This window comes from Schleiferilactobacillus harbinensis DSM 16991 (assembly GCF_000425885.1).
Lineage (GTDB): Bacteria > Bacillota > Bacilli > Lactobacillales > Lactobacillaceae > Schleiferilactobacillus > Schleiferilactobacillus harbinensis.
In genome coordinates, this window is sequence record NZ_AUEH01000023.1 from 1 (window position 1) to 23013 (window position 23013).

22 protein-coding genes and 1 pseudogene are annotated in these 23013 nt (G+C 55.0%); 18 read left to right on the forward strand and 5 right to left on the reverse strand.

The window, feature by feature from the left end; all coding sequences use genetic code 11:
• The 6 genes and pseudogenes from H627_RS20485 to H627_RS0108240 all read left to right on the forward strand — a co-directional run.
• Positions 1-226, forward strand: a pseudogene (locus H627_RS20485) (IS4-like element ISLho3 family transposase); the annotation flags it as partial.
• A gap of 502 nt (positions 227-728) precedes the next feature.
• Entirely contained in the window at positions 729-1427 is a 699-nt protein-coding gene (locus H627_RS0108220) for a response regulator transcription factor (protein WP_027828571.1), read from the forward strand.
• Between the two features lie 14 nt (positions 1428-1441).
• Positions 1442-2824, forward strand: coding sequence for a sensor histidine kinase (locus H627_RS0108225; RefSeq protein ID WP_027828572.1), 1383 nt, complete (start codon positions 1442-1444; stop codon positions 2822-2824).
• A 257-nt stretch (positions 2825-3081) separates the two neighbouring features.
• Positions 3082-3738, forward strand: a complete 657-nt coding sequence (locus H627_RS0108230; protein WP_027828573.1) for a hypothetical protein — start codon at positions 3082-3084, stop codon at positions 3736-3738.
• A 73-nt stretch (positions 3739-3811) separates the two neighbouring features.
• Positions 3812-4480 (forward strand): phosphatase PAP2 family protein, encoded by a 669-nt coding sequence (locus H627_RS0108235; RefSeq protein ID WP_027828574.1) that lies wholly within the window; start codon positions 3812-3814, stop codon positions 4478-4480.
• 5 nt (positions 4481-4485) lie between these two features.
• The gene (locus H627_RS0108240; RefSeq protein ID WP_027828575.1) at positions 4486-6441 is read left to right on the forward strand and encodes a YfdI family membrane protein; all 1956 of its coding nucleotides are present in this window, start codon (positions 4486-4488) and stop codon (positions 6439-6441) included.
• Here the strand turns inward: H627_RS0108240 and msrA are convergent.
• Positions 6438-7256: a peptide-methionine (S)-S-oxide reductase MsrA gene (gene msrA / locus H627_RS0108245; RefSeq protein ID WP_027828576.1), complete on the reverse strand. Its 819-nt coding sequence runs from the start codon at positions 7254-7256 to the stop codon at positions 6438-6440. The two genes, H627_RS0108240 and msrA, sit on opposite strands and share 4 nt — an antisense overlap.
• Positions 7257-7631: 375 nt before the next feature.
• On the opposite strand from msrA, the gene H627_RS0108250 reads away from it, so the two are divergent.
• Both H627_RS0108250 and H627_RS0108255 read left to right on the forward strand, forming a co-directional pair.
• Complete coding sequence (locus H627_RS0108250; protein ID WP_027828577.1) at positions 7632-9143, forward strand: ATP-binding cassette domain-containing protein; 1512 nt, start codon at positions 7632-7634, stop codon at positions 9141-9143.
• A 15-nt stretch (positions 9144-9158) separates the two neighbouring features.
• Entirely contained in the window at positions 9159-9638 is a 480-nt protein-coding gene (locus H627_RS0108255; RefSeq protein ID WP_226999193.1) for a GNAT family N-acetyltransferase, read from the forward strand.
• A 47-nt stretch (positions 9639-9685) separates the two neighbouring features.
• Here H627_RS0108255 and H627_RS0108260 read toward each other — a convergent pair whose 3' ends face one another.
• The gene (locus H627_RS0108260) at positions 9686-10411 is read right to left on the reverse strand and encodes an SDR family NAD(P)-dependent oxidoreductase (RefSeq protein WP_027828579.1); all 726 of its coding nucleotides are present in this window, start codon (positions 10409-10411) and stop codon (positions 9686-9688) included.
• Positions 10408-11217, reverse strand: coding sequence for an aminoglycoside adenylyltransferase domain-containing protein (locus H627_RS17565; RefSeq protein ID WP_063515996.1), 810 nt, complete (start codon positions 11215-11217; stop codon positions 10408-10410). The genes H627_RS0108260 and H627_RS17565 overlap by 4 nt, the downstream gene beginning before the upstream one ends.
• Positions 11218-11449: 232 nt before the next feature.
• Here H627_RS17565 and murQ point away from each other — a divergent pair, with 232 nt between their 5' ends.
• From murQ to H627_RS0108280, 3 genes are all read left to right on the forward strand, one after another.
• Positions 11450-12352 (forward strand): N-acetylmuramic acid 6-phosphate etherase, encoded by a 903-nt coding sequence (murQ, locus tag H627_RS0108270; RefSeq protein ID WP_027828580.1) that lies wholly within the window; start codon positions 11450-11452, stop codon positions 12350-12352.
• A 5-nt stretch (positions 12353-12357) separates the two neighbouring features.
• Positions 12358-14325 (forward strand): glucose PTS transporter subunit IIA, encoded by a 1968-nt coding sequence (locus H627_RS17570; RefSeq protein WP_081674795.1) that lies wholly within the window; start codon positions 12358-12360, stop codon positions 14323-14325.
• A gap of 78 nt (positions 14326-14403) precedes the next feature.
• The gene (locus tag H627_RS0108280) at positions 14404-15204 is read left to right on the forward strand and encodes a tyrosine-protein phosphatase (RefSeq protein ID WP_027828581.1); all 801 of its coding nucleotides are present in this window, start codon (positions 14404-14406) and stop codon (positions 15202-15204) included.
• On the opposite strand, the gene H627_RS17575 is transcribed toward H627_RS0108280, so the two are convergent.
• Entirely contained in the window at positions 15189-16058 is an 870-nt protein-coding gene (locus H627_RS17575) for a BadF/BadG/BcrA/BcrD ATPase family protein (RefSeq protein WP_051225293.1), read from the reverse strand. The two genes, H627_RS0108280 and H627_RS17575, sit on opposite strands and share 16 nt — an antisense overlap.
• Positions 16059-16240: 182 nt before the next feature.
• Here H627_RS17575 and H627_RS17580 point away from each other — a divergent pair, with 182 nt between their 5' ends.
• The 3 genes from H627_RS17580 to H627_RS0108300 all read left to right on the forward strand — a co-directional run bounded on the left by H627_RS17580 (position 16241) and on the right by H627_RS0108300 (position 18966).
• Entirely contained in the window at positions 16241-17563 is a 1323-nt protein-coding gene (locus H627_RS17580; RefSeq protein WP_051225294.1) for a PTS sugar transporter subunit IIC, read from the forward strand.
• A gap of 23 nt (positions 17564-17586) precedes the next feature.
• Positions 17587-17874: a hypothetical protein gene (locus H627_RS17585; RefSeq protein WP_051225295.1), complete on the forward strand. Its 288-nt coding sequence runs from the start codon at positions 17587-17589 to the stop codon at positions 17872-17874.
• 75 nt (positions 17875-17949) lie between these two features.
• Positions 17950-18966 carry a serine hydrolase domain-containing protein gene (locus tag H627_RS0108300; RefSeq protein WP_027828582.1) on the forward strand — a complete coding sequence of 339 codons (1017 nt, stop codon included), beginning with the start codon at positions 17950-17952 and terminating at the stop codon, positions 18964-18966.
• 95 nt (positions 18967-19061) lie between these two features.
• Here the strand turns inward: H627_RS0108300 and H627_RS0108305 are convergent, their stop codons facing one another.
• On the reverse strand, positions 19062-19943 hold the full coding sequence (locus tag H627_RS0108305) for a LysR family transcriptional regulator (protein ID WP_027828583.1): 882 nt from the start codon (positions 19941-19943) through the stop codon (positions 19062-19064).
• 99 nt (positions 19944-20042) lie between these two features.
• Here H627_RS0108305 and H627_RS19240 point away from each other — a divergent pair, with 99 nt between their 5' ends.
• The 4 genes from H627_RS19240 to H627_RS0108325 all read left to right on the forward strand — a co-directional run bounded on the left by H627_RS19240 (position 20043) and on the right by H627_RS0108325 (position 22965).
• Positions 20043-20588 (forward strand): chromate transporter, encoded by a 546-nt coding sequence (locus tag H627_RS19240; RefSeq protein WP_051225296.1) that lies wholly within the window; start codon positions 20043-20045, stop codon positions 20586-20588.
• Positions 20585-21136, forward strand: coding sequence for a chromate transporter (locus H627_RS0108315; protein WP_027828584.1), 552 nt, complete (start codon positions 20585-20587; stop codon positions 21134-21136). Before H627_RS19240 ends, H627_RS0108315 begins: the two co-directional genes overlap by 4 nt.
• A 69-nt stretch (positions 21137-21205) precedes the next feature.
• Positions 21206-21880: a response regulator transcription factor gene (locus H627_RS0108320; protein WP_027828585.1), complete on the forward strand. Its 675-nt coding sequence runs from the start codon at positions 21206-21208 to the stop codon at positions 21878-21880.
• Positions 21874-22965, forward strand: a complete 1092-nt coding sequence (locus tag H627_RS0108325) for a HAMP domain-containing sensor histidine kinase (protein ID WP_027828586.1) — start codon at positions 21874-21876, stop codon at positions 22963-22965. Before H627_RS0108320 ends, H627_RS0108325 begins: the two co-directional genes overlap by 7 nt.
• Positions 22966-23013: the final 48 nt, after the last annotated feature.

Below are 23013 nucleotides of genomic sequence, written 5' to 3' on the forward strand. Positions count from 1 at the left end.
GCAACAGCGGTTAAACGAGGATGAACGCACACTTGGCGATCTGTTTTACGAGATGAATGAAGTCATGCCAGACATTGCAGTAACGCAAGCACTGGCATGGCTTCTGAAGGCACTATCCACACTGGGAGCCACTTTAGTGGGCACGGCAGAGGAAGTAATAAATAACATCGTTGACCATTTTGTCAGTTTTCTTCCGAAGAATCTTGTCGACCTATTAGGAATCTGACAAAAACAAGATCATTCCCGCCGCCATCTCACAATTACCAAGGCATCAGTGCACTTTCGGGCTTTCAAGTTTCAGTTCTTCATAAAAAGTCCCCCAAAACGTGTGCTGAAAGTCGGTCAAGCGGCGACAACTCACATGCTTTACCAGTTGAAAGACTAATCATCGCCTGCTTTGCTCGCATTCCATGCGCCATCTTTTAGGAAGCGGATCTTCCCCATTACGTCCTTTTCGTTATCTATTTCACCTCCTAAAATCAGTGTAGCACGTACCCTGGTGGGAAATCTTATGGTATGCTTAACTATTTTCTTATGGTTTGGCGTAGGATTTTGAGTTCTTCCATCAGGCGGAAGGCTTTTATCCAGTCCGCCCTCTTACAGCAATGAACTATCATTCACTAAGTTCCTGCCAAGCTTTCCTCATTTTCGTTCTGCTGGCCGGTCTGTGCTATATTATGCGTGACGAAAGACAGTATCCTTGAGGATTAAAAATGGAGGCTGGGCATTTGAAAACAACGCTATTACTCGTGGAAGACGAGGAAGGTCTCGCTGATTCTTTACAAACGGAATTTGAAATTGAAAACATGACGGTACTGTGGGCTAAAGACGGCTTGGACGCGCTGGCCCAATTCAAAGCGCACGCCGACCAGATCGATCTGATCATCCTGGACTGGATGCTGCCGCGGCTAGACGGGTTCAGTGTGCTGCGCCGCATCCGCCGGACCAGCCAAGTGCCGATTATTATGCTGACAGCCCGGGATTACATCGGCGACAAAGTGGCCGGTCTGACCGGCGGAGCGGATGATTATTTGACCAAGCCGTTTGAAATGGAAGAACTGCTGGCCCGGGTGGCTGTAGCCCTGCGCCACAGTCATGCTGGACCGCAAACGGCCGCCGTCTACCATTTGGATGATTTAACAGTGAATACTGAAACTAAACGAGTCGAGCGGCACAACCAGATCGTGCTGCTGACGCCGCGGGAATATGAACTCTTGCTGGCGCTGCTGACCAATCAGGACCAGGCCTGCACCCGGGACGACCTGCTGAATAGTGTGTGGGGCGTGGACTTCCAAGGTCAGCCCAACATTGTCGACGTTTACGTCCGCGAATTGCGCGCCAAGATCGATACGCCAGACGAAAAGAAACTGATCCATACAGTCCGCGGGACGGGCTATATGATTTCTGACAATGTTGCCGCGGGGTGATGGGGGCGAACACTATGGGGAAGCACAAGCAAACCAGCGCAGCCATTATGCTGCGCAATTTAGTCGCCATGGTGGCGGTCATCACCCTGTCTTTGGGGGTGGCGATCACCATTGCGGTGGGCCATCAGCTGCTGCGCGAAACCGCAGTGGCGTCTGTTGGCCTCGTGGAGAGCGTTAAGAAACGAACCATCGACGGCGATGATGACTGGGAAAATTGGCGCAAAAACAGCACCTTAGATACCAGTTCCAGCTATGTCGTCGTGACGAATATGCGCAAAGACGCCAAAGTACGGCATTATTATTCACCGAATACAAAAAAACTGCTGGCCGTGCCGCCCACCGCGGTCCCGCTCTTTCGTAATTTGTACTATCAGCCCCGCCAGGGCGTTTTGCTCTACCATCAAATGGCCCACGCCCGGGGCATCCGCTACGATCTCTGGCAAAGTCTCAACAGCCAAGTGAATATTCTGGTCCGGGTGATGGAAGTGACGGTAATCATTCTGGTTTTGACCCTGCTCATCAGTCCGTTCTACATTCGCCGACTGGCCCATCGGCTCACTGATCCGCTGCGGTCGCTGTCCGTCAGCACTAAGACGATCCAGGCCTCGGAGGATCCCGGGGCAACGCCTTTGCCCGTACCGGCTAAGCCCAGCGAAGTCACCGATCTGGCCGTCAACTTCAATGCCCTGCTGGCTCAGCTTCACGACCGCCAGGAGCAGCAGAAGTTTTTCATCATGAACGCCGCCCATGAACTGCGCACGCCAATTGCGACCATTCGCAGCCATGCCCAGCTCATTGACCGCCATGGCACCGATCACCCAGAGATTATCCCCAAGTCAGTGCATTACATCACCGAGGAGTCCCGGCAGATGCAGGAATTAGTCAACGAATTGATTACCCTGTCCCAGGCGGACCAAATGGCCGGGCCAGCACCGCTGCTGGACTTGTCGCAAACCGTGACAGCCCAGTTAACAGCGCTGCTGCCCACGGTCAAGCAAAAAATCATCAGCCGCATCGCACCCAATTTGACCATGCGCGGTACAGCATCGGCGATCGATCACATTCTCGATAATTTGGTGGGCAACGCCGCCAAGTATTCCCCCGCCAACAGTACGATCACCGTCACGCTGCATGCAGATGCTGCCGGCAACAGCGTCTTGACCGTCGCCGATCAGGGGCGGGGCATCAGTGCTGAGGATAAGCCGCACATTTTTGATCGATTCTACCGCAGTGCCGATATCCGCGGCTCAATTCCCGGCACCGGGCTGGGCCTGGCCATCGCCGCCCAGCTGGCCAAGGTCAGCGGCGGGCATTTCACCATCACCGACAATCAGCCCCAGGGCACGATCATTCAGCTGACCCTGCCGCCAGCTAACAATACCGCCCCCAATCAATAAGTGACTGGACATAAACAGGCCGCAAACTCGTATTTCGGGTTCGCGGCCTGTTTGTATGCCATCATTTTCAGCCTCTTGAAAAAATATTTTTCCAGATCTGGGAACGCCAATCTGAAAAAAATTCAGAAACGAATGCCGGTCTGGCCCGCTCGCCCCGCCATTCATGAAGATTCTTCAGATTCAGTTCATTTTTCTTATGTGGGCGGATATTTGATCGGGTTCTATTCTGAACAGTGTCAGAAAGGGGGCCGCCCGCTATGGCCGCTCATTCAGCAACTTGGCCGCCGCACCCGTGGTCTGCCGACCTGCGGACACTGTTCACCGCGGCATTGGGTGAATTTTCAATGTCCGCTCTGGGTAAAGATATTTCATTTCCAGTGATCATTCTGGCCACTTTTTTCTTATTTCTGAGCCTGCCGGAAGAAGCGGGCCGACCTGATTCTTCCGCGGCACTGCTGGTCAGTTTGACCGTTGGTATGCTCATTCAATTCACGGCTTGGTTATTTAACATTCCCCTGCTGATTATTGGGCTGGGCAGCCCCGTGATTGCTGGCCTCTTCTATGGCGGCACGGGCCGGTATTGGTCGGCGCACCACCGCCAATTGATCAAACAGATTGGCCTCACCGTCGGTACGGGTTTGTTCTTCGTCTGGCTGGTAACTTTACCGATACTCGGGGCTGGCCTGGTCGGGATGGTCCTCGGAACTGTGCTGGGCGTTACGCTTTACCACCGTCAACCCGCATTCACTGCTCTGGCCCGTGTCACCCTCGCAGCCGGCAGCGGCATCGCTCTGGGCACTGTTTTTACCAGGCATTGGCCGACTGTCAATATCTGGCTGGCCCTCCTCGGCTACTGTCTCTTCCTGCTGGTCTGTTACTGGTCTGCCATCCGTCACGAATCAAAGGAGTTCTAAACATGTCAATCTTTGTACTCATATCAATCATCCGACTTGTGCTGCACCGTTTCCGCAAAGGCGGTGCCGAATAATGAGCGCTAAGTCAAACCGCTTGATCGGCGCCCTCTTATTACTGCTCTTCGGCGGTCTGACGGTGGCAGTCATGGGCCATGCGGTCTGGGTCACGGCGCTGGATCAGCAAGTGCAAACCGCCTTAATTCCAGCAGAAAGCCCGTTGAATACCGCTATTTTCAACATCATCGCCTTCTGCGGCAGTCCCGCCATCGTGTTGAGCTTAACCTTTCTGCTCTGTGTTTATCTTTGGCGGCGGGGCGCTGGTCAGCGCAGTCTTTTGCTAGGCGGCTTGCAGTTGACCATTGCTGCCGGGGCCGAACTGGTCAAATTCATCGTGCAGCGGCCGCGGCCCACCCAACAGCTGACCGCCGATACAGGGTTCAGTTTTCCCAGCGGCCACACAGTGTGTACCGCGGTCCTGGTCTTTTCCATCTTGCTCGTGATCATTCCCCTGATCGATGACCAGGAACAAGCGCTGGCGGCGACCCTAATCGGCATCGTGTGGATCGGGTTGGTCGCCGGCTCCCGGGTGTATCTGCGGGATCATTTTGCTTCTGACATCTTGGGCGGCCTGCTGTTCGCCAGCGGCTGCTGGCTGCTGGCCCGGCCATTCGCGGCCCGGGTCAGCGCTCGACTGTACCGGTTAATCTCGGCAAGATTGCAAAATCATCAACAAGAGAGGTGAGTATCATGCGTAAAATCAAGCGGCCGGCTTTTCTGCCTGGCCTACTAGCCCTTTGCCTCATTATCGGCGCGACCAGCGGCCTGCTGCGAACCAGCACCCGCTTGGTGACGGCGGCCGCGCTGACCGTCAGCGTCTTGGTCCTGGTCGCGGCGCACTGGCTGGCGCCGATTCTGAACGGGCTGCCCCGACGGCGGATCAACCAGGTGCTCGGGGCCGGTCTGCTCGTGATGGTGATTGGGCAGATCCTCGTCTTGACATTCATGCCGGTGACCGTTTACCACGATGCCTATCGCGTTTTGGCGCAAGCCGACAAAATGGCCGCGGGTCACATGACTTGGAACATCACTTACTTCTGGCGCTATCCGAACAATGTACCCATCACATTTTTTCTGTCGCTTTGGCTCCGGCTGACCAACGTACTGGGCCTGTCCACCAACCTGGCCGTCCATCTGCTGAGTCTGATCCTGCTGGATGGGTTCATCCTGTTAGTATTGGCCACGATTCGCCGCGTCACCCAACGGGCCAGCGTTTTAATCGGCGCCTTTGCCCTCATGGCCGCCACCCCGTTTGCCTATACGTATTTTCTGCAAGTCTTCTATTCTGACTTGCCCGCCATGCTGGTGCTGCTCGTGATTTTCCGCACGCTGCTGCTTTGGCCGACCAAAACCCGCCGCCAGCGGATCATCAATGGTACGCTCTTAGGTATCGCCGTTTTGTTCGGCCAACTAACTAAGCCGAACCTGATCGTTTTGCTGCCGGCAATCGCCGTCGTCGGCTGGCTGGTCTTTCGCCAGAAGGCCTTGAAAGCGACCGCTCTGGGCGTGCCGCTGGCCATCATTCTGCTAGGCTTTGCTCTCAGTACGCCGGCAACCCAGATGATCCGCAAGGCCAGCAATTATCAGCCGCATACCGAATTTGCCCTGCCGGTCACTTCCTGGCTGCTGATGGGGGTTAACACCAGCTCGCAGGGGATGTACAGCGGTACCGACGTAAGCCATGAGATCCAATTATCCAGCAAGACCCGGCAAACCTATGATGTCGCCACAATTACAGCACGGGTCAAGAAATTAGGGATCAGCGGCTTGTTTCAATTATGGTTGACGAAACTGCGGACCTTTTTCACCGTCCGGGATATTCTTACTTGGGGGGACGGCGGCTTCCGGGCCGCACCCGCGTGGTATCAAAAACACGCCGCCTTCATCGAAGCTTTGACCGCACTCAGTTACCAAATCGCCACCGACGCGCTGCTGTTCTTAGTTGCTTGGCGCTTGTGGGGCTGGCGGCCGCAACTCCGCGCCCCCCGCGATGCGGTCCTGCTGCTGACGATTGTCACCGCGCTGGGGTATATTGCGTTCCACACCCTGCTCTGGGAAGTGGAAGAACGCTATGGTCAGGTGCTTCTCCCGCTGCTGCTCTATCAGCTGGCCGCGCTGCCTGTCCCGGCCCGGCAGACCGACCAAACGCAGCCTGACCTGGCTCTTGTGGCCCTGGCGGCAGCGCTGACCGCCCTGCCGCTCTGGGCGCACACCATCGTCACACTTACTCCGCAAAGCACCGTCGTCGCTGCCCAGCGCAGTCAATTATCCACCCAATACCACGCGAAGGCCGCGACGGTAGCGCCAGGCACGGTACTGACGGAAAAGGTTGCCTTGAATGGTCCGGCCACGTACTTTTCGGTCCAGATCCACCTCAATACGACAGTACAGGTGACCTTGCGCAATGTCCGCACTAATCAAGTGTACCGCCTGCACCGCAGCGGTGATGTATATCGGTGGACCAAGGCCCTGCCCCAGGGTACGTATCAAATTGCTGTTAAAAATACGACGAGCCAGGACCAGCGGGTCGATGTCGTCCGGACCTATCACTATCAATTAGCGAGTCAGCCGCTCGTGGTCAACGGCCATGTTCATCCGACTGATTCGCTGATCTACACCAGCCTGAACCAAACGAAAACAAATTAACGTGCTCGCCGCAGCCGCCCTTGCAGATTTTGCCAAGTGAGATACTGCTGACGGGCTTTTTCGATTTGCCGGTAACGTTTGGGTTGTTTTTTATAGAACTGCTGATGGAAGTTCTCTGCCGGCCAAAAAGTACTAGCAGCCTCGATTGCGGTCACGATGGGCCGGCGGTATTTGCCAGACGCAATCAAGGCCTGCTTCGACTGTTCTGCAATTTTCCGCTGAACGGCATCCCGGACAAAAATCACCGGCCGATATTCGTTTCCCCGATCCTCAAACTGGCCGCCCGCATCGGTGGGGTCGGTCAATTGCCAATACAATGCCACCAGCTGGGCATATGTGACCACCCGGGTATCGAAGATGATTTCTACCCCTTCCACATGGCCGGTGGTCTGGGTCAGCACCTGATCGTAGGTCGGTTCAGCGGTGTGTCCGCCGGTATAACCCGACAGCACCGACACGATCCCAGGCATCGTTTCAAACGGCTCGACCATACACCAGAAACAGCCGCCGCCAAAGATGGCCCGATCTTCATGGGGCAGATCAGCCGCTTCATGGCGGGTAAAATCGAAGGCCATGTCGCCCAGTGGATCATTCGTGAGCCGGGCATAAAAGTCGGTCATTGCCGGGGTGAGATTATTGCGGCTGGCCAGGGGCCGCAATACGGCTTCCAGCCGTTCCAAAGTCGCAGGGATGGCCGCACCGGTTTCTATCTCTGTCTTGGCCTGTTGTAATTTCTGGCGCTCCCAATCCCGAGTGCCCTTGTTCAAAATCAGGTTGTAAATATCGCGCAATGCATCCGTCGATTGTTCGGCCATACCCGCTGCCTCCTTTTTTCGTTATCGTCGACTTATTTCACTGCGCCGTCAAGTGCTTTGCTTGCCGGACAATTGTTTCACGTGAAATACAATGGCTGAACGGCATCCCTTTACTTTCAAAAAAGCCCATGTTATCTTAGAACTAAATTAATCACGGAGGTACAACCACAGTGCAAACTAAAAACTAACCTCAGCCACCGCAGAGACGAACAATCCTTGACGTTATGCCAAGGGAGTCGTCTGGACTGTTGGTGATCAAGGCTGGTTTTTGGGACATTGGTGGCGTGTACCCAAATAGCCTTGATCGCGGTGGATCGGGGCTATTTTTGACCCGCGATCCGCTCCCTTTTCGCAACTGAATAGGAAGTGCGTTATATGTTAGCCATCCAAATCAATCATTTATCATTTCAATTTTCCGATGCCGCCGAACCGCTTTTTACCCTGCCCCAGCTGACGGTGAATCGCCGCCAGCGGGTCGCCATTATCGGTCCCAACGGCACCGGCAAGTCAACGCTGCTCAAGATGCTGGCGGCCAATGATGATCCGCGTATCCAAGCCGTTGGCAAAATCGGTTATGTGCCCCAGCTGAAAGACTTCAGCAGCGAAAGCGGCGGTGAACAGGTTAAACGCGAAATCTTCGACGTCCTGGGCGAGCAGCCCGATATCCTGCTGCTGGACGAACCGTCAGCCAATCTTGACCTGCTCAATCAGCACTGGCTGGCCCGGGAGTTAGCCCGCTTCGCTGGCACGCTGATTGTGGTCAGCCACGATGAAGCCTTGCTGGCCCAGCCTTTTGACCAGATCATCGTCTTCGGCGGCCCCACAGTGACCGTCTTCACCGGCGACTACGCCGCCTACCGCCAGGCTGAACAACGCCAAGCACAGAAGGCCGAGGCAGCGTATCACGATTATTTAGCAAAGAAAAAGGCATTAGAAATCCAAGTCGAAAAGCGTCTGCAGCAAGCCCATCGTTTGAAAAAGGGCAACACGCGCAAGCTCAGCAATTCTGATAAAAAAGCGGCGGGCTTAACCAGTCACGACAAGTCGGAACGGAAGAAAGCCCAAACCGCCATGGCCTTGGAACACCGGATCGATCGGATGGTGCCCCCAGATCGGGTGAAGAAAGAACGGCCGCTGCATTTCAAAGACTTAACCGCCCCCCAACTGGCCGGGCATACGATGCTTCGGGTCAGCGGCTGGACAGTGGTCCGCGGGAAAAAGACGCTGATTCAAAACATTCAGCTGAAAGTGCCCGCCGGCCAGCGAGTCGCCATCACCGGGCCCAACCAGACCGGCAAGACCTCGTTCTTCAAAGACATCATGGCCCGGCCGCAACCCGTCTGGTGGAACCAGCTGGCCCGCATCGGTTATTTTGCCCAAGACCTGGACACTTTAGATCGCGACCAAACCCTCTGGGAGAATGTCGCCGGCCACAGTTACCAAGATGTTCATCTGATCCGCAATCTGCTGGCCGGACTGGGCTTTCCACCAGCGCAATGGACCCAAAACGCCGGTACCCTCAGCGGCGGCGAGCAAGTAAAAGCCAACTTAGCCCGAATTTTGGTCGGTGATTACAACTTCCTGCTATTGGATGAACCCACCAATTACTTGGATCTGAAAGCCATCGACGCCCTGGGCACCTTTCTAGCCAGCTATCCCGGCACCTTGCTCTTAATCTCCCACGACCAGACTTTCACTCAGCGGGTTGCCCAGCAAATCTACACGATCCGCGATCATCGGCTAGTCGATCCAGAGCGAACGGCGCCAGTGCATCTGACCAGTGAAACTAAGTTATTGCTGCAGCACCAAATCGATGCCCTGATGGCGGACCCTGAGGCGGATATTGCCGAGATTCGGGCGTTGCGCCGGCAGTTAGCAGAGGCCTAGACAGAAAGGAAATTGATGATGATCATTCACCCGCTTGCCCCCTATCGCCAGCAAGTCGTGCCCCTGTTTCAACGCCTGTGGGGTGCCACAGATATGGTGGTTTCTTCCGGGCAGTATGATATCCGAAACCTAGATGGTTTTGTTGCCGTGGTTGAGCAGCAAATCGTCGGCGTTTTGAGCTATGTTATCAAACCTGATGAACTCGAAATAATTTCGCTGGACAGCCTGCGGCCGAACCAGGGCATTGGGTCGCAATTGATGCATGCGGCGGAACAGCTGGTGCAAGAACAGCAATTACAGCGGATCGCCGTCATTACGACGAATGACAATCTGCACGCGCTGGCGTTCTATCAGAAAAGAGGCTATCAAATCAGGGCAGTATTCCCTGATGCGGTAGCAAAAGCCCGCGCGATTAAACCCGAAATCCCGCTAGTCGCGGAAAACGGCCTGCTGATTCGAGATGAATTACAGTTAGCAAAAAAAATCCAAGAATAATCAAGGGCGTGTCCAATCATCGAATGATGACTGCGACACGCTCTTTTTTACCACGGTAGCTGCCCCGCAGTTTCCACAAATTGGCCCGTCACTCGGGGTGCCTCATCCCGCGCCAGATCCACGATCTTCGCTGCACCCTCGGCAACAGTTTGTTCACCCGCCCAGGAACCGCCAAACTCTGTGGCCGTATAGCCCGGATTGACGGCGTTCACAGTAATCTCTGGAGCTAAGGCTTTGCTTAGCGAAATCGTGGCCATATTCAGCGCGGCCTTGGACGACTGGTAACCCAAGGAATTAGCCCGGTAGAACCGGCTCTTGGGATCACTGGCCAAACCCAGAGACCCCATATTACTGGAAACGTTAATGATCTTGGCTGGTTGGCCCTGGCGCAGCAAAGGAATCATCGTCTGCGCGACGGCGACCGCGCCGAAGAAATTCACATCAAAATCCGCCCGAATCACCGCCATGGGCATTTTCTCCGGCGCTTCATGATGATCCAAGGCAACTCCGGCATTGTTGATCAAAACTGTCAGATAGCCCCACCGGTCTTGAATCGTCTGCGCGGCCTGATCAATAGTCGTTTGGTCGGTCACGTCCAGTAAAATCAGATCTGCGGCGACGCCCGCCGCCCGCAATTTTTCAATGGCCGCTTGGCCCCGCTGGGCATTGCGGGCGCCGAGCAGGATATGCTGGCCCCGTTGACCAAGTTCCTTGGCTGTTTCAAAGCCGATACCCTTATCGGCCCCAGTAATTAACGTATTCGTCTGCTTCATTGCTGACCGCCTTTCTGACTCGCATCCACCGCCACCGAAACACATTCATGGGCAAACCGAATCAGCAGATGCGGGCCAAAATGGTCCAGCATCGTCCCGTCCACTGTCTTCAAGTCTTCGTCTCCCTCATAAGACGCCAGAGCATAGGAAGCCAAGGGCTGATAGAGTTTGGGCAAATGATTCTCACCCCACTCGCCGCCTGCCTGCTTGGACAGCACTGCCCCATTTTCCCGATAGGCCAAAACACGGCACAAATTCAGGGTAACATACGTCGGCTGATTCAAAATCTGTTTCGTGGCATCCGCAATGTCGAAAACAATGCTTTGCCAATAAGCCGCTGGCGGCACCGGGGCAAACACATCTTTAATGGGCAAACCAGTGAGCACCTGGCCCTGCTGCTGAATCACCATGAGATGGGCCGCCAAGTCTGGATCCGTACCCTGCATTCCTTCAATATAAGCCTCCGGATCACGGAAATACTCCGCCCGATGGTACTCGGAGAAATGAAAATCAAAGGGCATGGGATGCCGGAAATGCCGCGTGTGGGCCAACAACAACACGTGGAACTCCAAACCCTTCGCCGGCGCCAGCGGCAGCAGTTCTTCAGTCGTGAAATGCATCAAGTCGGCCTTTTCTTTCACCGTCAACCGGCGCATCACGACCATAATGTAATCCAAATCGCTCACCGCCGGGTTATACCCGCCCAACACATAGGATCCATGCAAATAAACGCCCACCAGGTTGTCCGCCAACAAATTCTGACTCCCGGTCGCTAAGCGGCGTAATAATTTCGTTGTTTTCGTCATTCAATTCCCGCTTCCCTATCCGTTAGAACTAATTTTAGCCGTTCCTTTTGAAATAACAATAGGAAGGGGAATTGATGGGAGTTTGCTGCCGTCTGATATATTATTTCATTTGTTAGCTTCTTTTACATTTACTATTGAAACCGCATTTCCATCATGCTACACTACAGAAGACTTAAGAAAAGGGTTTCAATTGGCATCGGCCAATATGAACACCCCGGAAGGAGAAAACATTATGGATCTGAGCAAATTGACGACCGAGACGCGCAATCAGAAAACCATGCATTTGGACACGATGTCCGTGCATGAATTTGCCGCGGCAATGAACGCCGAGGATCAGACGGTCCCCGTCAGTGTCAGCCGGGCGTTACCCGCCATTGAACAAGCCATTACAGCCATTATTCAAACTTTTAATCATCACGGGCGTTTATTTTACATCGGCGCCGGTACCAGCGGCCGCTTGGGCGTTTTGGACGCGGCAGAGTGTGTTCCGACTTTCGGCACTGATCCCGAAATGGTGCAAGGGCTGATCGCCGGCGGCATGCAGGCGATGACCGTCGCCGTGGAGGGCGCGGAAGATTCCGTATCGCTGGGCCGGCAGGACCTGATCGATCACAAATTAGCCGCGGTCGACACCGTTGTCGGTATTTCGGCCAGCGGCCGCACCCCCTACGTCGTTGGCGGGCTGGATTACGCTGATGCCATTGGCGCCACCACGATCAGTATTGCCTGCAACGACAACGCGGTGATCAGCCAGCATGCGCAAATCGCCATCGAATGCCCGGTGGGTCCGGAAATTCTGACCGGATCGACCCGGTTGAAGTCCGGGACGGCGCAAAAGCTGATCCTGAACATGCTCTCCACCGGGGCCATGGTCGGCATCGGCAAAGTTTACGGCAACTTGATGGTTGATGTGCGGCCGACCAATGAGAAACTGGTCGAACGCAGCAAGCGGATCATCCAACAAGCCACCGGCACCGACGCGGATGCGGCGGCCGAAGCTTTCGCTGCCGCGGGTGAAAACGTGAAGCTGGCCATTGTGATGGTCTTGACGCAACTGCCTAAAGCGGCAGCGGCTGAACGGTTGCAAAGGGCCCATGGGTTCATCGCCCAAGCGGTCAAGAACGAGGAGGAATAACCAGTATGGCGCAAGATAAATATGCAACGATGGGCGCGGCGATTTTCGCCGACGTCGGCGGCCCGAGCAATGTCGCCAAACTGATCCACTGTATGACCCGGGTGCGGATGACTATCATTGATGAAGGTAAAGTCAAAATGGCCGCGTTGAAGAAAATTCCCGGCGTCCTCGGGGTCGTGCAGGAAGACACCCTGCAAGTGATCCTCGGCCCCGGCGTCGTCAATAAAGTCGCCCAAGCCATGGTCGACAGTGTCGGCGTCGGCCTGGGTGAACCATTCCCCACTGGTGGGCATGCGGCCAATAAGAGTGCCGTGGAAGCCGTCGCGGCAGAGACCCATGCGGCGCAGAAAGCCAAGCTGAAACAAACTTGGTGGCGGGCCGCGTTGAAGCACATTTCATCCATCTTTATCCCCTTAATTCCAGCCTTTGTTGGGGCCGGGTTGATCGCCGGTATTGCTGGCGTCATGGGCAACATGCAGACTGCCGGGATGATCGGCAAGGATATGACCGAATTCATCACGGTGCTGAAGGTCATCAACAGCGGTCTATTCTTTTACTTGAATATTTATGTCGGAATCAATGCCGCCCGAGAATTCGGCGGCACCCCTGGCCTTGGCGGCATCATTGGCGGACTGACTCTATTGCCGGGCCTGGTGGCACCAATCCCAATTCTCAATATTTTCAACGGCCAGCCGTTAGCCGCTAACCAAGGCGGTATCATTGGCGTGCTGTTTTCCGTTTGGATCATGTCCATGGTAGAAAAGAAGCTGCACACCTGGATTCCTGACTCCCTGGATATCATCATCGTCCCAGTGACCACACTGCTCGCTATGGGAGTTTTCACCATTTTCCTGGTCATGCCGTTGGCCGGACTGGTTTCTTCTTCCCTCGTAGGCGGTATCAATTGGGTCCTGAAAATAGGCGGGGCCTTCTCCGGCTTCGTTCTCGGTCTGTTCTTCCTGCCGATGGTCATGTTCGGTCTGCATCAAATTTTGACCCCGATCCATTTGGAAATGATCAAAGAATTAGGATCTACCCCCCTGCTGCCCATTCTGGCCATGGCGGGTGCCGGCCAGGTCGGTGCAGCGATTGCGCTGTGGGTCCGGGCGCATAAAAATAAGCAGCTCACCCGGATGATCAAAGGCGCGCTGCCAGTTGGTATTCTGGGTGTTGGTGAACCGTTGATCTATGGGGTGACATTGCCCCTAGGCCGACCGTTCATTACCGCCTGTATCGGCGGCGGGATCGGCGGGGCCGTCATTGGCGCCATCGGTAACATCGGCGCGATCACCATCGGCCCGTCCGGCATGGCGCTGATCCCGTTAATTGCCCACAACCAGTGGCTGGGCTATGTCTTTGGCCTGCTGGCCGCTTACGCTGGCGGTTTCGTGGCGACTTACTTCTTCGGGGTGCCCAAGAGCGCCATGGTGGCGAAGAATGAAGACGGCACCCTCGTCGGGGCCGGCGCTGGTGATGTCGCGGTGGCCGATGATGCCGACGCCCCAGTGACCGCCGGCACGACCCAATTCGTCGCCCCTGTCCAAGGCCAGCTTAAACCATTATCCGCCGTTCAAGACGATGTCTTTTCGACGAAAATGATGGGCGACGGCTTCGCGGTCGAACCGGCCATGGGGACCATTGTTGCCCCAGTGTCCGGCACGATCGTCAGTGTCATGGATACAAAGCACGCCTGGACGATGAAGAGCGATACTGGCTTGGAAATCATTGTTCACTTGGGACTGGATACCGTTGAATTGAAAGGTGCGCCCTTTGACTTAAGCATCCGCAACGGCGACCATGTGCAATTTGGCCAGCAAGTCGGGCTGATGGACCTGGATGCCATCAAGGCGGCCGGCAAAGGGACGACAGTGATGACGATTATTACTAACATGGCCGCCGTGGCCAACATCACGCCCGTCACGCCGCAAGGGATTGAAGCGGGCGCGCCAACCATTACCGTAACCACCAAGTAACAGCAAGTAGTGTAAACTATTTGTGGGAGCCAGAGGCCATGTGCCCCTGGTTCCTTTTTGATTCACGAAGGGAGAAAAATGACTGTGACCGTGCCTTACGTTCTACCAATTGAAAAAGGCCCCAACTTTCGGGACCTGGGCGGCTATCAAACGACTGATGGCCGCACGATTAAATATCACAAACTGATTCGATCCGGCCGGATGAATAAACTCAGTGATCAGGATCTGGCCTTTCTCACCGATTACGGCGTCCGCACGATCATTGACCTGCGCTCGCCCAAGGAAAAGCAGCAGTGGCCTGACCGGGTCCCAGCTGGCGCCCGCTACGAACTCAACTCAATTTTCCCAACGGATGAAACCCAAGTCAGCAAGTCCATCGTCGAGCTGCGCAAACTCTATGATAAAGACCCGGTGGCCGGCTTCATGAACATGGTCAACACATACCGGGACATGGTGAGCCGGGGCAGTGCACAGCGTGCGTTCCATCATTTCTTCGAGATTCTCTGTGCCCACGACCAGGACAATGACGCCGTGCTCTACCACTGCACATCGGGGAAAGACCGCACCGGCATGGCGACAGTCTACCTGCTCACCGTGCTGGGCATCCCGGCGGCCACGATCCGCGCGGACTATCTGCTGTCCAATCCCCTGCTGCACAAGAATCGGCGGGACCGGTTAGCCGCCTTGCGGGCCGCTGACAGCAATAGCGCCCTGATCGCCACCACCCGGTCGCTGGCGTCGGTCAGAAATGAGTATCTGGATGCCGCCTTGGTCAAAATCGAAGACGACTACGGGTCCTTACCAGACTATATTGAAAATCAGCTGGGCGTCGACAACCAAATGCAGGCACAATTACGGCAGATCTATCTAAAGCGATAATACTGCACTCCGGGGGCATTACTGCCCTGCAGCCGGCGCAGGGGATGACTGCCCAGCCGATCGGTTACGACTTGGAAATAGAGATCATTGTTCGCCGGCACAGAGCCAGTCAAGGCGATAGTCGCATGCGCCGGTAATCGCGTACGCACCAATGCGAGCGTGATTTGGTCTGATAAGGCATTCGCCGCATCAATAACGGCCCCGCGGGCATCCAGATTAGCCGGCGTGGCGGCTTGCGCCACCGCCCGGGCTAACCCGGCGAAGGTCCCACGATCCATTTGGTAGGTGCGGCTTACGGCCGCACGGTAGTCTGGCACCTGCAACGCAGCACACAGAGGTACTTCCAGCGGACTGACGCGGCCATGATCCCGGGCACTGAGAATCGTTTGGAACGCCCGGCGCGCAATATCATAAGCGCTGCCCTCGTCACCAAACCGCCAGCCCCAACCGCCGACCCGCAGGCGGCCCTGGGGTGTTTGGGCGAGCACGATCGAGCCGGTCCCGGCAATGGCGACAACACCATTTTTACCATGCAGACCGTTCAGCATCGCCAAATCGGCGTCGCTGATCACCACCACCGGGCCGGCGAACAATTCATGCAACGCACTAACCACCTGGTCCTGACCGCCGGCCGTGGCGACCCCCGCAATGCCGACTAAGATACCAGCGCACGCTGCCGCGGGCAGCTGCTGAAATATTTTTTCAACTGTACCGACGATTCGGTGCACCGTCCCCGCCGCATCCAGGGCAATATTCCCGCCCCCGGCAGTTTCTGCCTGAGCGATTTGTTCTTCACCGTTAAACGCAATAGCAACGATATGCGTCCCGCCACTGTCAATTCCAATCACATACATGGTGCGCCACCCCTTCGTTTTTTCAGCCTGGTATAGGTCAACTGCAATTGGCCTATACCAAAATTCAACAGGAAATATTTTATTGCCTGTCACATTTATTGACACAGATTGTTGAAACGCCATACCAAACGTGAGTATACTCGACATGTGTTCAGATTCATATGTCTTGAGGAGGAATTGGTATGGACCGTTTTATGAACTGGGTCGAAAAGAAGCTTGTCCCGCCAATGGCTAAAATTGGCGCGCAGCGTCATTTGTTAGCCATCCGTAACGGGGTTATCTCTACATTATCATTAATTTTAATCGGCAGCTTCTTTTTAATCTTTGTTAACTTACCCTACAAACCGTGGGCCGACGCCTTAGCGCCATACTCAGCCACGATTGCCCTGCCCTTCCGGATGACCATGGGGCTGATGGCGATTTACGCTACCTTCGTCATGGGCGCGGACTTGGCCAAGTCTTACAGCTTGGATTCAACGACCGGCGGCATTTTGTCTTTAGGCACGTTCTTTATGCTGCAAATGCCCGTCAATGTCCTGACGCCGAAGAAAGCGCCGCTGGGGTTCGTTTTACCGATGTCGAATCTGGGCTCGGCCGGTATGTTTACCGGTATTGTGTCCATGATTTTTGCCGTGGAAGTCTACCGGTTCTTCAATGTGCACAAGATTACCATCAAAATGCCGGAGCAAGTCCCGCCTGCCGTGGCCCGTTCTTTTGAAGCATTGATTCCTGGGGCGGTCATTATTATCGTGGCTTGGCTGGTCCGGGACATTTTCAAGTTTGACGTTAATGGTGCATTGCTGGCTTTGTTCAAACCAATTACCGGCATTCTCGGGAATAATTTATTTGGGGTCCTCTTACCGATGTTCCTGATCCACTTCCTGTGGTCCTTCGGAATCCACGGGATGAGTATCGTGGGGTCAGTCGTCCGGCCCATGTGGCTGGTCATGCTGAGCGCCAATGCCGACGCTGTGACAAAGGGCGTCAGCCGTACTCACCTGCCTTACATTGCCCCAGAACAATTCTACCAGTGGACTGTCACCATTGGCGGGGCGGGGGCAACGGTCGTTGTCGCCGTCATGTTCTTGACGATTTGCAAGTCTAAGTTCTTACGCGAAGTCGGCGGTTTCTCCCTGGTGCCCGGAATTTTCAACATCAATGAACCCATGATCTTCGGTGCTCCCATTATTCTGAATCCATATCTGATCCTGCCGTTTAACTTAGTGCCGCTCGTTCTTTCGACTATTTCTTACTACGCCGTTAAATTGGGCTTGGTGAACGGCTTTACGACCTATCAGGCGTGGACGCTGCCGGCCCCGATCGGCGGTTATCTGAGTGCGGGGAACGACTGGCGGATCATTATTCTGATTGTTGTGAACTTAATCGTTGCCGCGATTATTTACTACCCATTCGTGAAGGCTTACGATAAAAAGATGGTTGCCGACGAACAGGCTAAGGCGGAGAAGCCAGAAGCGGCTGCGCCGGCGGCCGCAGCAAAAGCGTAATGATTCAAACGAGGTGATTGTGTATGCTCTATTGGCTGCTCGTATTTGGCGCATTCCTAGTGGTATTGGGTTTGACCCAATGGTTGCTGGCCTGGTTGAAACAACACGGTGTGCATATTAACCGCTGGATTTTTGGCCTGGCTGCCTTTCTCGTCGTGATGATTCCCCATGTCGTGGTCAAACATGTGCCAATACCCGTGGACGCTATTCTGTACATTCTGTGCGCCGTTTTCGCCATCGCTTTTATGACAGAATCCCACACGGTACTGTTGCATTACGAGAAAGAACATCCCAACACCCCTGCAAAGTAAGCTGTAACGCGGCCGCCGGCAATGTGTCGGCGGCCGCGTTTGGTCTATACTGGTGGGGGAAAGGAGCTGGCAGAAATGATTGAAAACACGAAGGCCATTAACGATGTCTTGCAGACGGCCTTGGCAAGCCGATCCGTGTACGGTATTTCATATGCGCTGATTGGTCCAGAACAAAACGAGTTACACTATCTTGGCTTTCAAGGACGGGAAAATGACGCCATCCCATTGGCACCGGACATGCTTTACGACTTGGCTTCACTAACGAAAATCGTGGGCACGACCACGCGCATTTTACAGCTGATTGGCGCCAACATTATCCAGCTGACCGATCCGGTGGGGAAATACGTCACTGGGCTGCGCCAGCCGCAATTAACGATTGGCCAGCTTCTGTGCCACGACAGCGGCCTGCCGGCAGACATCCCCAATGCTCTGGATTTATCCGCTGCCGGGCTCATTGAAAAAATCAAACAGGCGCCGCTGATTGCCGCACCAGGTACGCAGACAATCTATTCGGACCTGGGCTTCATTCAATTAGGCTGGGTGATCCAACACATCGATGGTGATCTGGCAGCTAGCTTACAGGATAACGTCTTTGCCCCGCTGGGCATGCACGATACAGGTTTCAATCCAGCTATTGCGAATGCTCGCCGGTTCGTGCCCACCGAGGACGTGCCGGCCCGCGGCGGTGTGCTGCGCGGCCAAGTCCATGATGAGAAAGCTGCTGTTCTGCATGGTGTGAGCGGCCATGCTGGGCTTTTTGCCCCACTGACCGACCTGACGCACTTTGTCCGCATGTATCTGCAGGCCGGCCGGTATCAGGGTCAGCAAATCTTGCCGCCGCAAGCCTTTGACTTGCTCCGCCAGTATGCTGCCAACGGCCGCACACTAGGCTGGCAATGCTGGCAGCCCGGCGGCACCCGGCTCTGGCACACTAGTTTCACCGGAACGTCGATCGCCTTGGACCTGACCGCCCGCACCGGCTTCGTGTGTCTGACGAATCGGGTGTATCCTACCCGGAACAACCAAAGCTGGCTGAAATGGCGGCGATTGGCGGTCGGGTTGTTTTTCAATGGGTTAGAGAAAATTAATTGAAACTCCAAAAAAGTTCAAATATACTACCCCAAAGTCAACGAGTAGTATATTCGAACTTGTCTGACAAAATTGACCCCTGCATCATTTCTTAAGGCTTACAGCGACTCATGCCACTGGGCTTTCTTAAAACAGTCCACCAGGGCCTGCTGCACGGCATTCACGGCACTGCCTTTCAGTGTAATGGCATAGTTCACTGTCCGCATCTCTTGGCCCGGCAACTCATACCGCTGCAGCGTTCCGGCGGTCAGATACGGCTGGGCAAAGGGGGAGGGCAAGATGGTCAGGCCTAACCCAGCCTTAGCAGCGTTGATCAAAACGGCGGTGCTGGTGCTTTGCAGCATCGGTTCAATATCGATACCGATGTGGTGCATCGTTTCGTCGAAATGATCCCGCAGGGTACTGCCCAATTCTCTCAACAAGAATGGCACCTGCAGCATCTCCGCCCTGGTCAGCTGGGCTGTTGCCGTGAGGTGCGGCGCTCCCACGGCCAGCAGCGGATATTCCGAAATCGGCAGGGCGGTAAAAGATTGGCTGGAGGCAAACCCTTCGAGGAACGCCACGTCCACATCGCCGTTAAGCAGTCGCGCTTTGATTCGTTGGACATTTTCTGAATAAATCTTCAGCGGCGTATCGGGATACAATTTGCGGAATTCAGTCACCGCCGCTGGCAGCGACAATTGGCCAATCGTCATACTGGTGCCCACGCGCAACGGTAGCGCTTGGGTCTGTTCGCCGAAACTGGCGAGGTCATGAAACTCCGTCAGCAGCCGCGTCGCCCGAATGCGAAAGGCCCGCCCCGCCGGATTCAGGTGCAGCCGGTTATCGATCCGGTCGAATAGCGGCACGCCAATATCTGTCTCCAGCTCGCGAATGGTCTTCGAAATCGCGGGCTGCGAAAGATAAAGCTGCTCCGCGGTTTTGGTGATCGACCCCGTTTCGGCTACCGCAGTGAAGATTTCTAACTGCCGAATATTCATTTGCCCACCCCTTAACCACTCAGTTATGCCCAGTGTACTAAACATGTACTTTGAGTCAACTAAAATCTCCTGTAAACTGGATGCTAAGGGGGAATTTTTGTGCATAAAAACTGGATCCTGTTTAAAGTCTATCTACTCGCCGGCACCTTCACTTTTTCTGGCGGCATGGCCATGCTGCCGGTCATTGAACGCGAACTCGTCGGGAAATACCACCTCATCGAACGGGATCAGCTCTACGAATACGCCACCCTGTCCCAGACCTTTCCCGGGGTGATTGCCTTGAATAACGCCTGTTTTGTCGGGAAGAAAATCGGTGGCACGGTCGGCATCATTGCCGCCAGCTTGGGGGCGATTTTGCCCGCCTTTGTCTTGATGCTGGCGGCCACGATTGCCTACCAGATGATTCCCCAGGAGGGCGTCGTGCTGAGTATCATGGCCGCTATTCGGGCCGCCTCCGCGGCCTTCCTCTTCAGTGCCGCCTATAGTTTGGCCCGGTTCAATCTGAAAGATGCCCCGACGATCATTCTCGCCGCGGCCTGCTTCCTGTTGACTGTGCTGAACCTCGCCAACGCGCCGACCTTGATTGTCATTGCCGGCATCGTCGGGATCATCTTGAGCCGGGTGAAGCAGGTGCGCCGGGTATGATCACGATATTTTTGACCTTCCTAAAAATCGGCTTTCTCGGCTTTGGCGGCGGCTACGCAATGCTGTCGCTGATCTTCCAAGAATCAGAAAAACTGGGCATGACGGTGCAGCAATTTGCCGACTTGAACGCATTGGACGGTTTGATTCCCGGACCCATCGCCATCAATTCCGCCACTTACCTGGGTCAGCTATACGGCGGCTTCTGGACCGCGGTCGCCGCCACCCTGGCCGTTTGTGTCCCCTCGTTTATTTTTGTTCCGTTATTTCTGCACTACGAAGACAAAATCAACGATAACTGGGTTTTGACCGCCATTCTAGACGGTATCAAACCGGCCTCGGTCGGTTTGATCTTGGCTGTGGCTTTATCCCTCATGCTGCTTACAGTCTTTGGCATCAACGGTTTGGGGGAATGGGCCAAAGCGTCGCTAGATTGGACCAGTTTGCTGGTGCTTGGGGTTGTGTTCTTCCTGGATTCAAAGTACCACGTTAATCCCGTGTGGCTGATCCTGCTGGCCGGCCTTCTCGGCGGTGTGGTTTACTACCTGTGATGGTCAGAGATTGTTTAAAAGTTGTCTTTCTTCAGCTACCATAGGAAGTACGAAGCGAGGCGATTAATCATGCAGCCAAAAGTACTGCTGGTGGACGATGATCCAGGAATCATCCAATTAGTGCAGCGTTATTTTGATCTGATGCTGGCGACGTATGGCTTGCTCACCGCGGATTCCGGCGGCGCCGCCATTGCCCAACTGCAAAACGATCCAGATTTGGTTTTGCTGGACGTGAACTTGCCGGATACAGATGGGTTTGCCCTGACCAGCCGCATCCGAGCAGTGACCAGTGTCCCCATCATTTTTCTCACCGCCCGGGTGACCGATGCGGATAAAGTCCGCGGCTTGGGTGCCGGGGGCGACGACTACGTGACGAAACCATTCAGCCTGGCTGATCTGGGCGCCCGTATTCAAGCGCGCCTGCGCCGCGCGAGTGCCCCGGAGAAACGAGCCCAAATCGCGGCATTCGGCGATCTCATCATTAATTATAGTGCCCAGCAAGTCACCGTGGCCGCCCAGCCCTTGGCGTTAGAAAAGAAACAGTACGATTTAGTGGCCTTCTTGAGTCTGAACCCTGGTCAAGTCTTCAGTCGGGAACAGCTCTACGAAAAGCTCTGGGGATTCGACGCGGTAGGCGATGACCGGGTGATCACCGAACACATTCGCCGGATTCGCCAGACATTCGCCCAAGCCGGGGCTCAGTGTCCGATTGATACAGTTTGGGGAGTGGGCTACCGATGGTAAAATTAACCAGCTGGCTGCGCGATCAGCCAATTAAAACAGCGTTATTGCGGCTCATTCTGGCAGGTACCCTGATTGCCGGGCTGAGCATTGTGGTGTATCTGCTGCTCTGGAATGCGTTGATCTCCTTACTTGCCCCCTATGTCACCCCCACGTGGCTGATTGCGGTGACCATTCTCTTTGTGACTGGCGCAATTGGCGGCAGCCTCGCCATCCTGATTGCCATCATGACCGCCGCGGCCCGTCTTTTTTATCGCGTCAAACTGGCTGACCCGCTGCAACAGCTCGAAACCGGTGTCGCCCGCATTCAGGCCCAGGATCTGGATTTTCACCTGACCCCAACTGCCCCCGATGAATTAGGCGCTTTGGTCCAGGCCTTTGAAAAGATGCGCCAAGCGCTGCAGGATGCCTTGCAAACCGCCTGGCGTTTGGCGGATGATCAAAAGCAAGTGAACGCGGCCTTCGCCCATGACTTGCGGACGCCATTGACTGTCCTGCAGGGCAATATTGAATTACTCACCTTGCAAAAGGCGGGCCAGCCCCTGAATCCGGATATTATGCAGGATATGCAGCAGCAGCTGGACCGCATCAACCACTTTATTCAAACTATGACCCACATTACGGCCATCCACAATATTGCCCTCAGCCCCACCCCAATCAGCCCGTCTCAATTAACGCACCAGTTAAAGGACGAGGCCCAGAAGCTGGCCGGAACGATTCCTTTCACGTGGCATGAAGAACTGCCTACCGCCCCTGACCACCCGCTGGCCGTCGCCCCGGCCGCCATCCTGGAGGTATTCGATAATCAATTGACCAATGCCTTCCGGTTTGCGCGCACAACAGTCGGGATCACGGTGACTGTGGGTAAGAAAACCGTCGAGATCGCCGTCTGCAACGATGGCCCGTTACTCACCCCGGCAGAGCAGGCTAACGCCCAGCTGCCTTTCTTCTCCAGCGGCAAAGCGGCTGACCATTTAGGCGTCGGCATGTATATCTGCAAGACGCTGTGTACCGCTCACCATGGCAGTTTCTCAGTGGCCAATACAGCCCACGGCGTCACGGCGACGGCCCGGTTCGCTTATTTGTAGAAATTCAAGATTCTTGTCTTAATCTTGATAAACGCTTGTTAAAGTCTT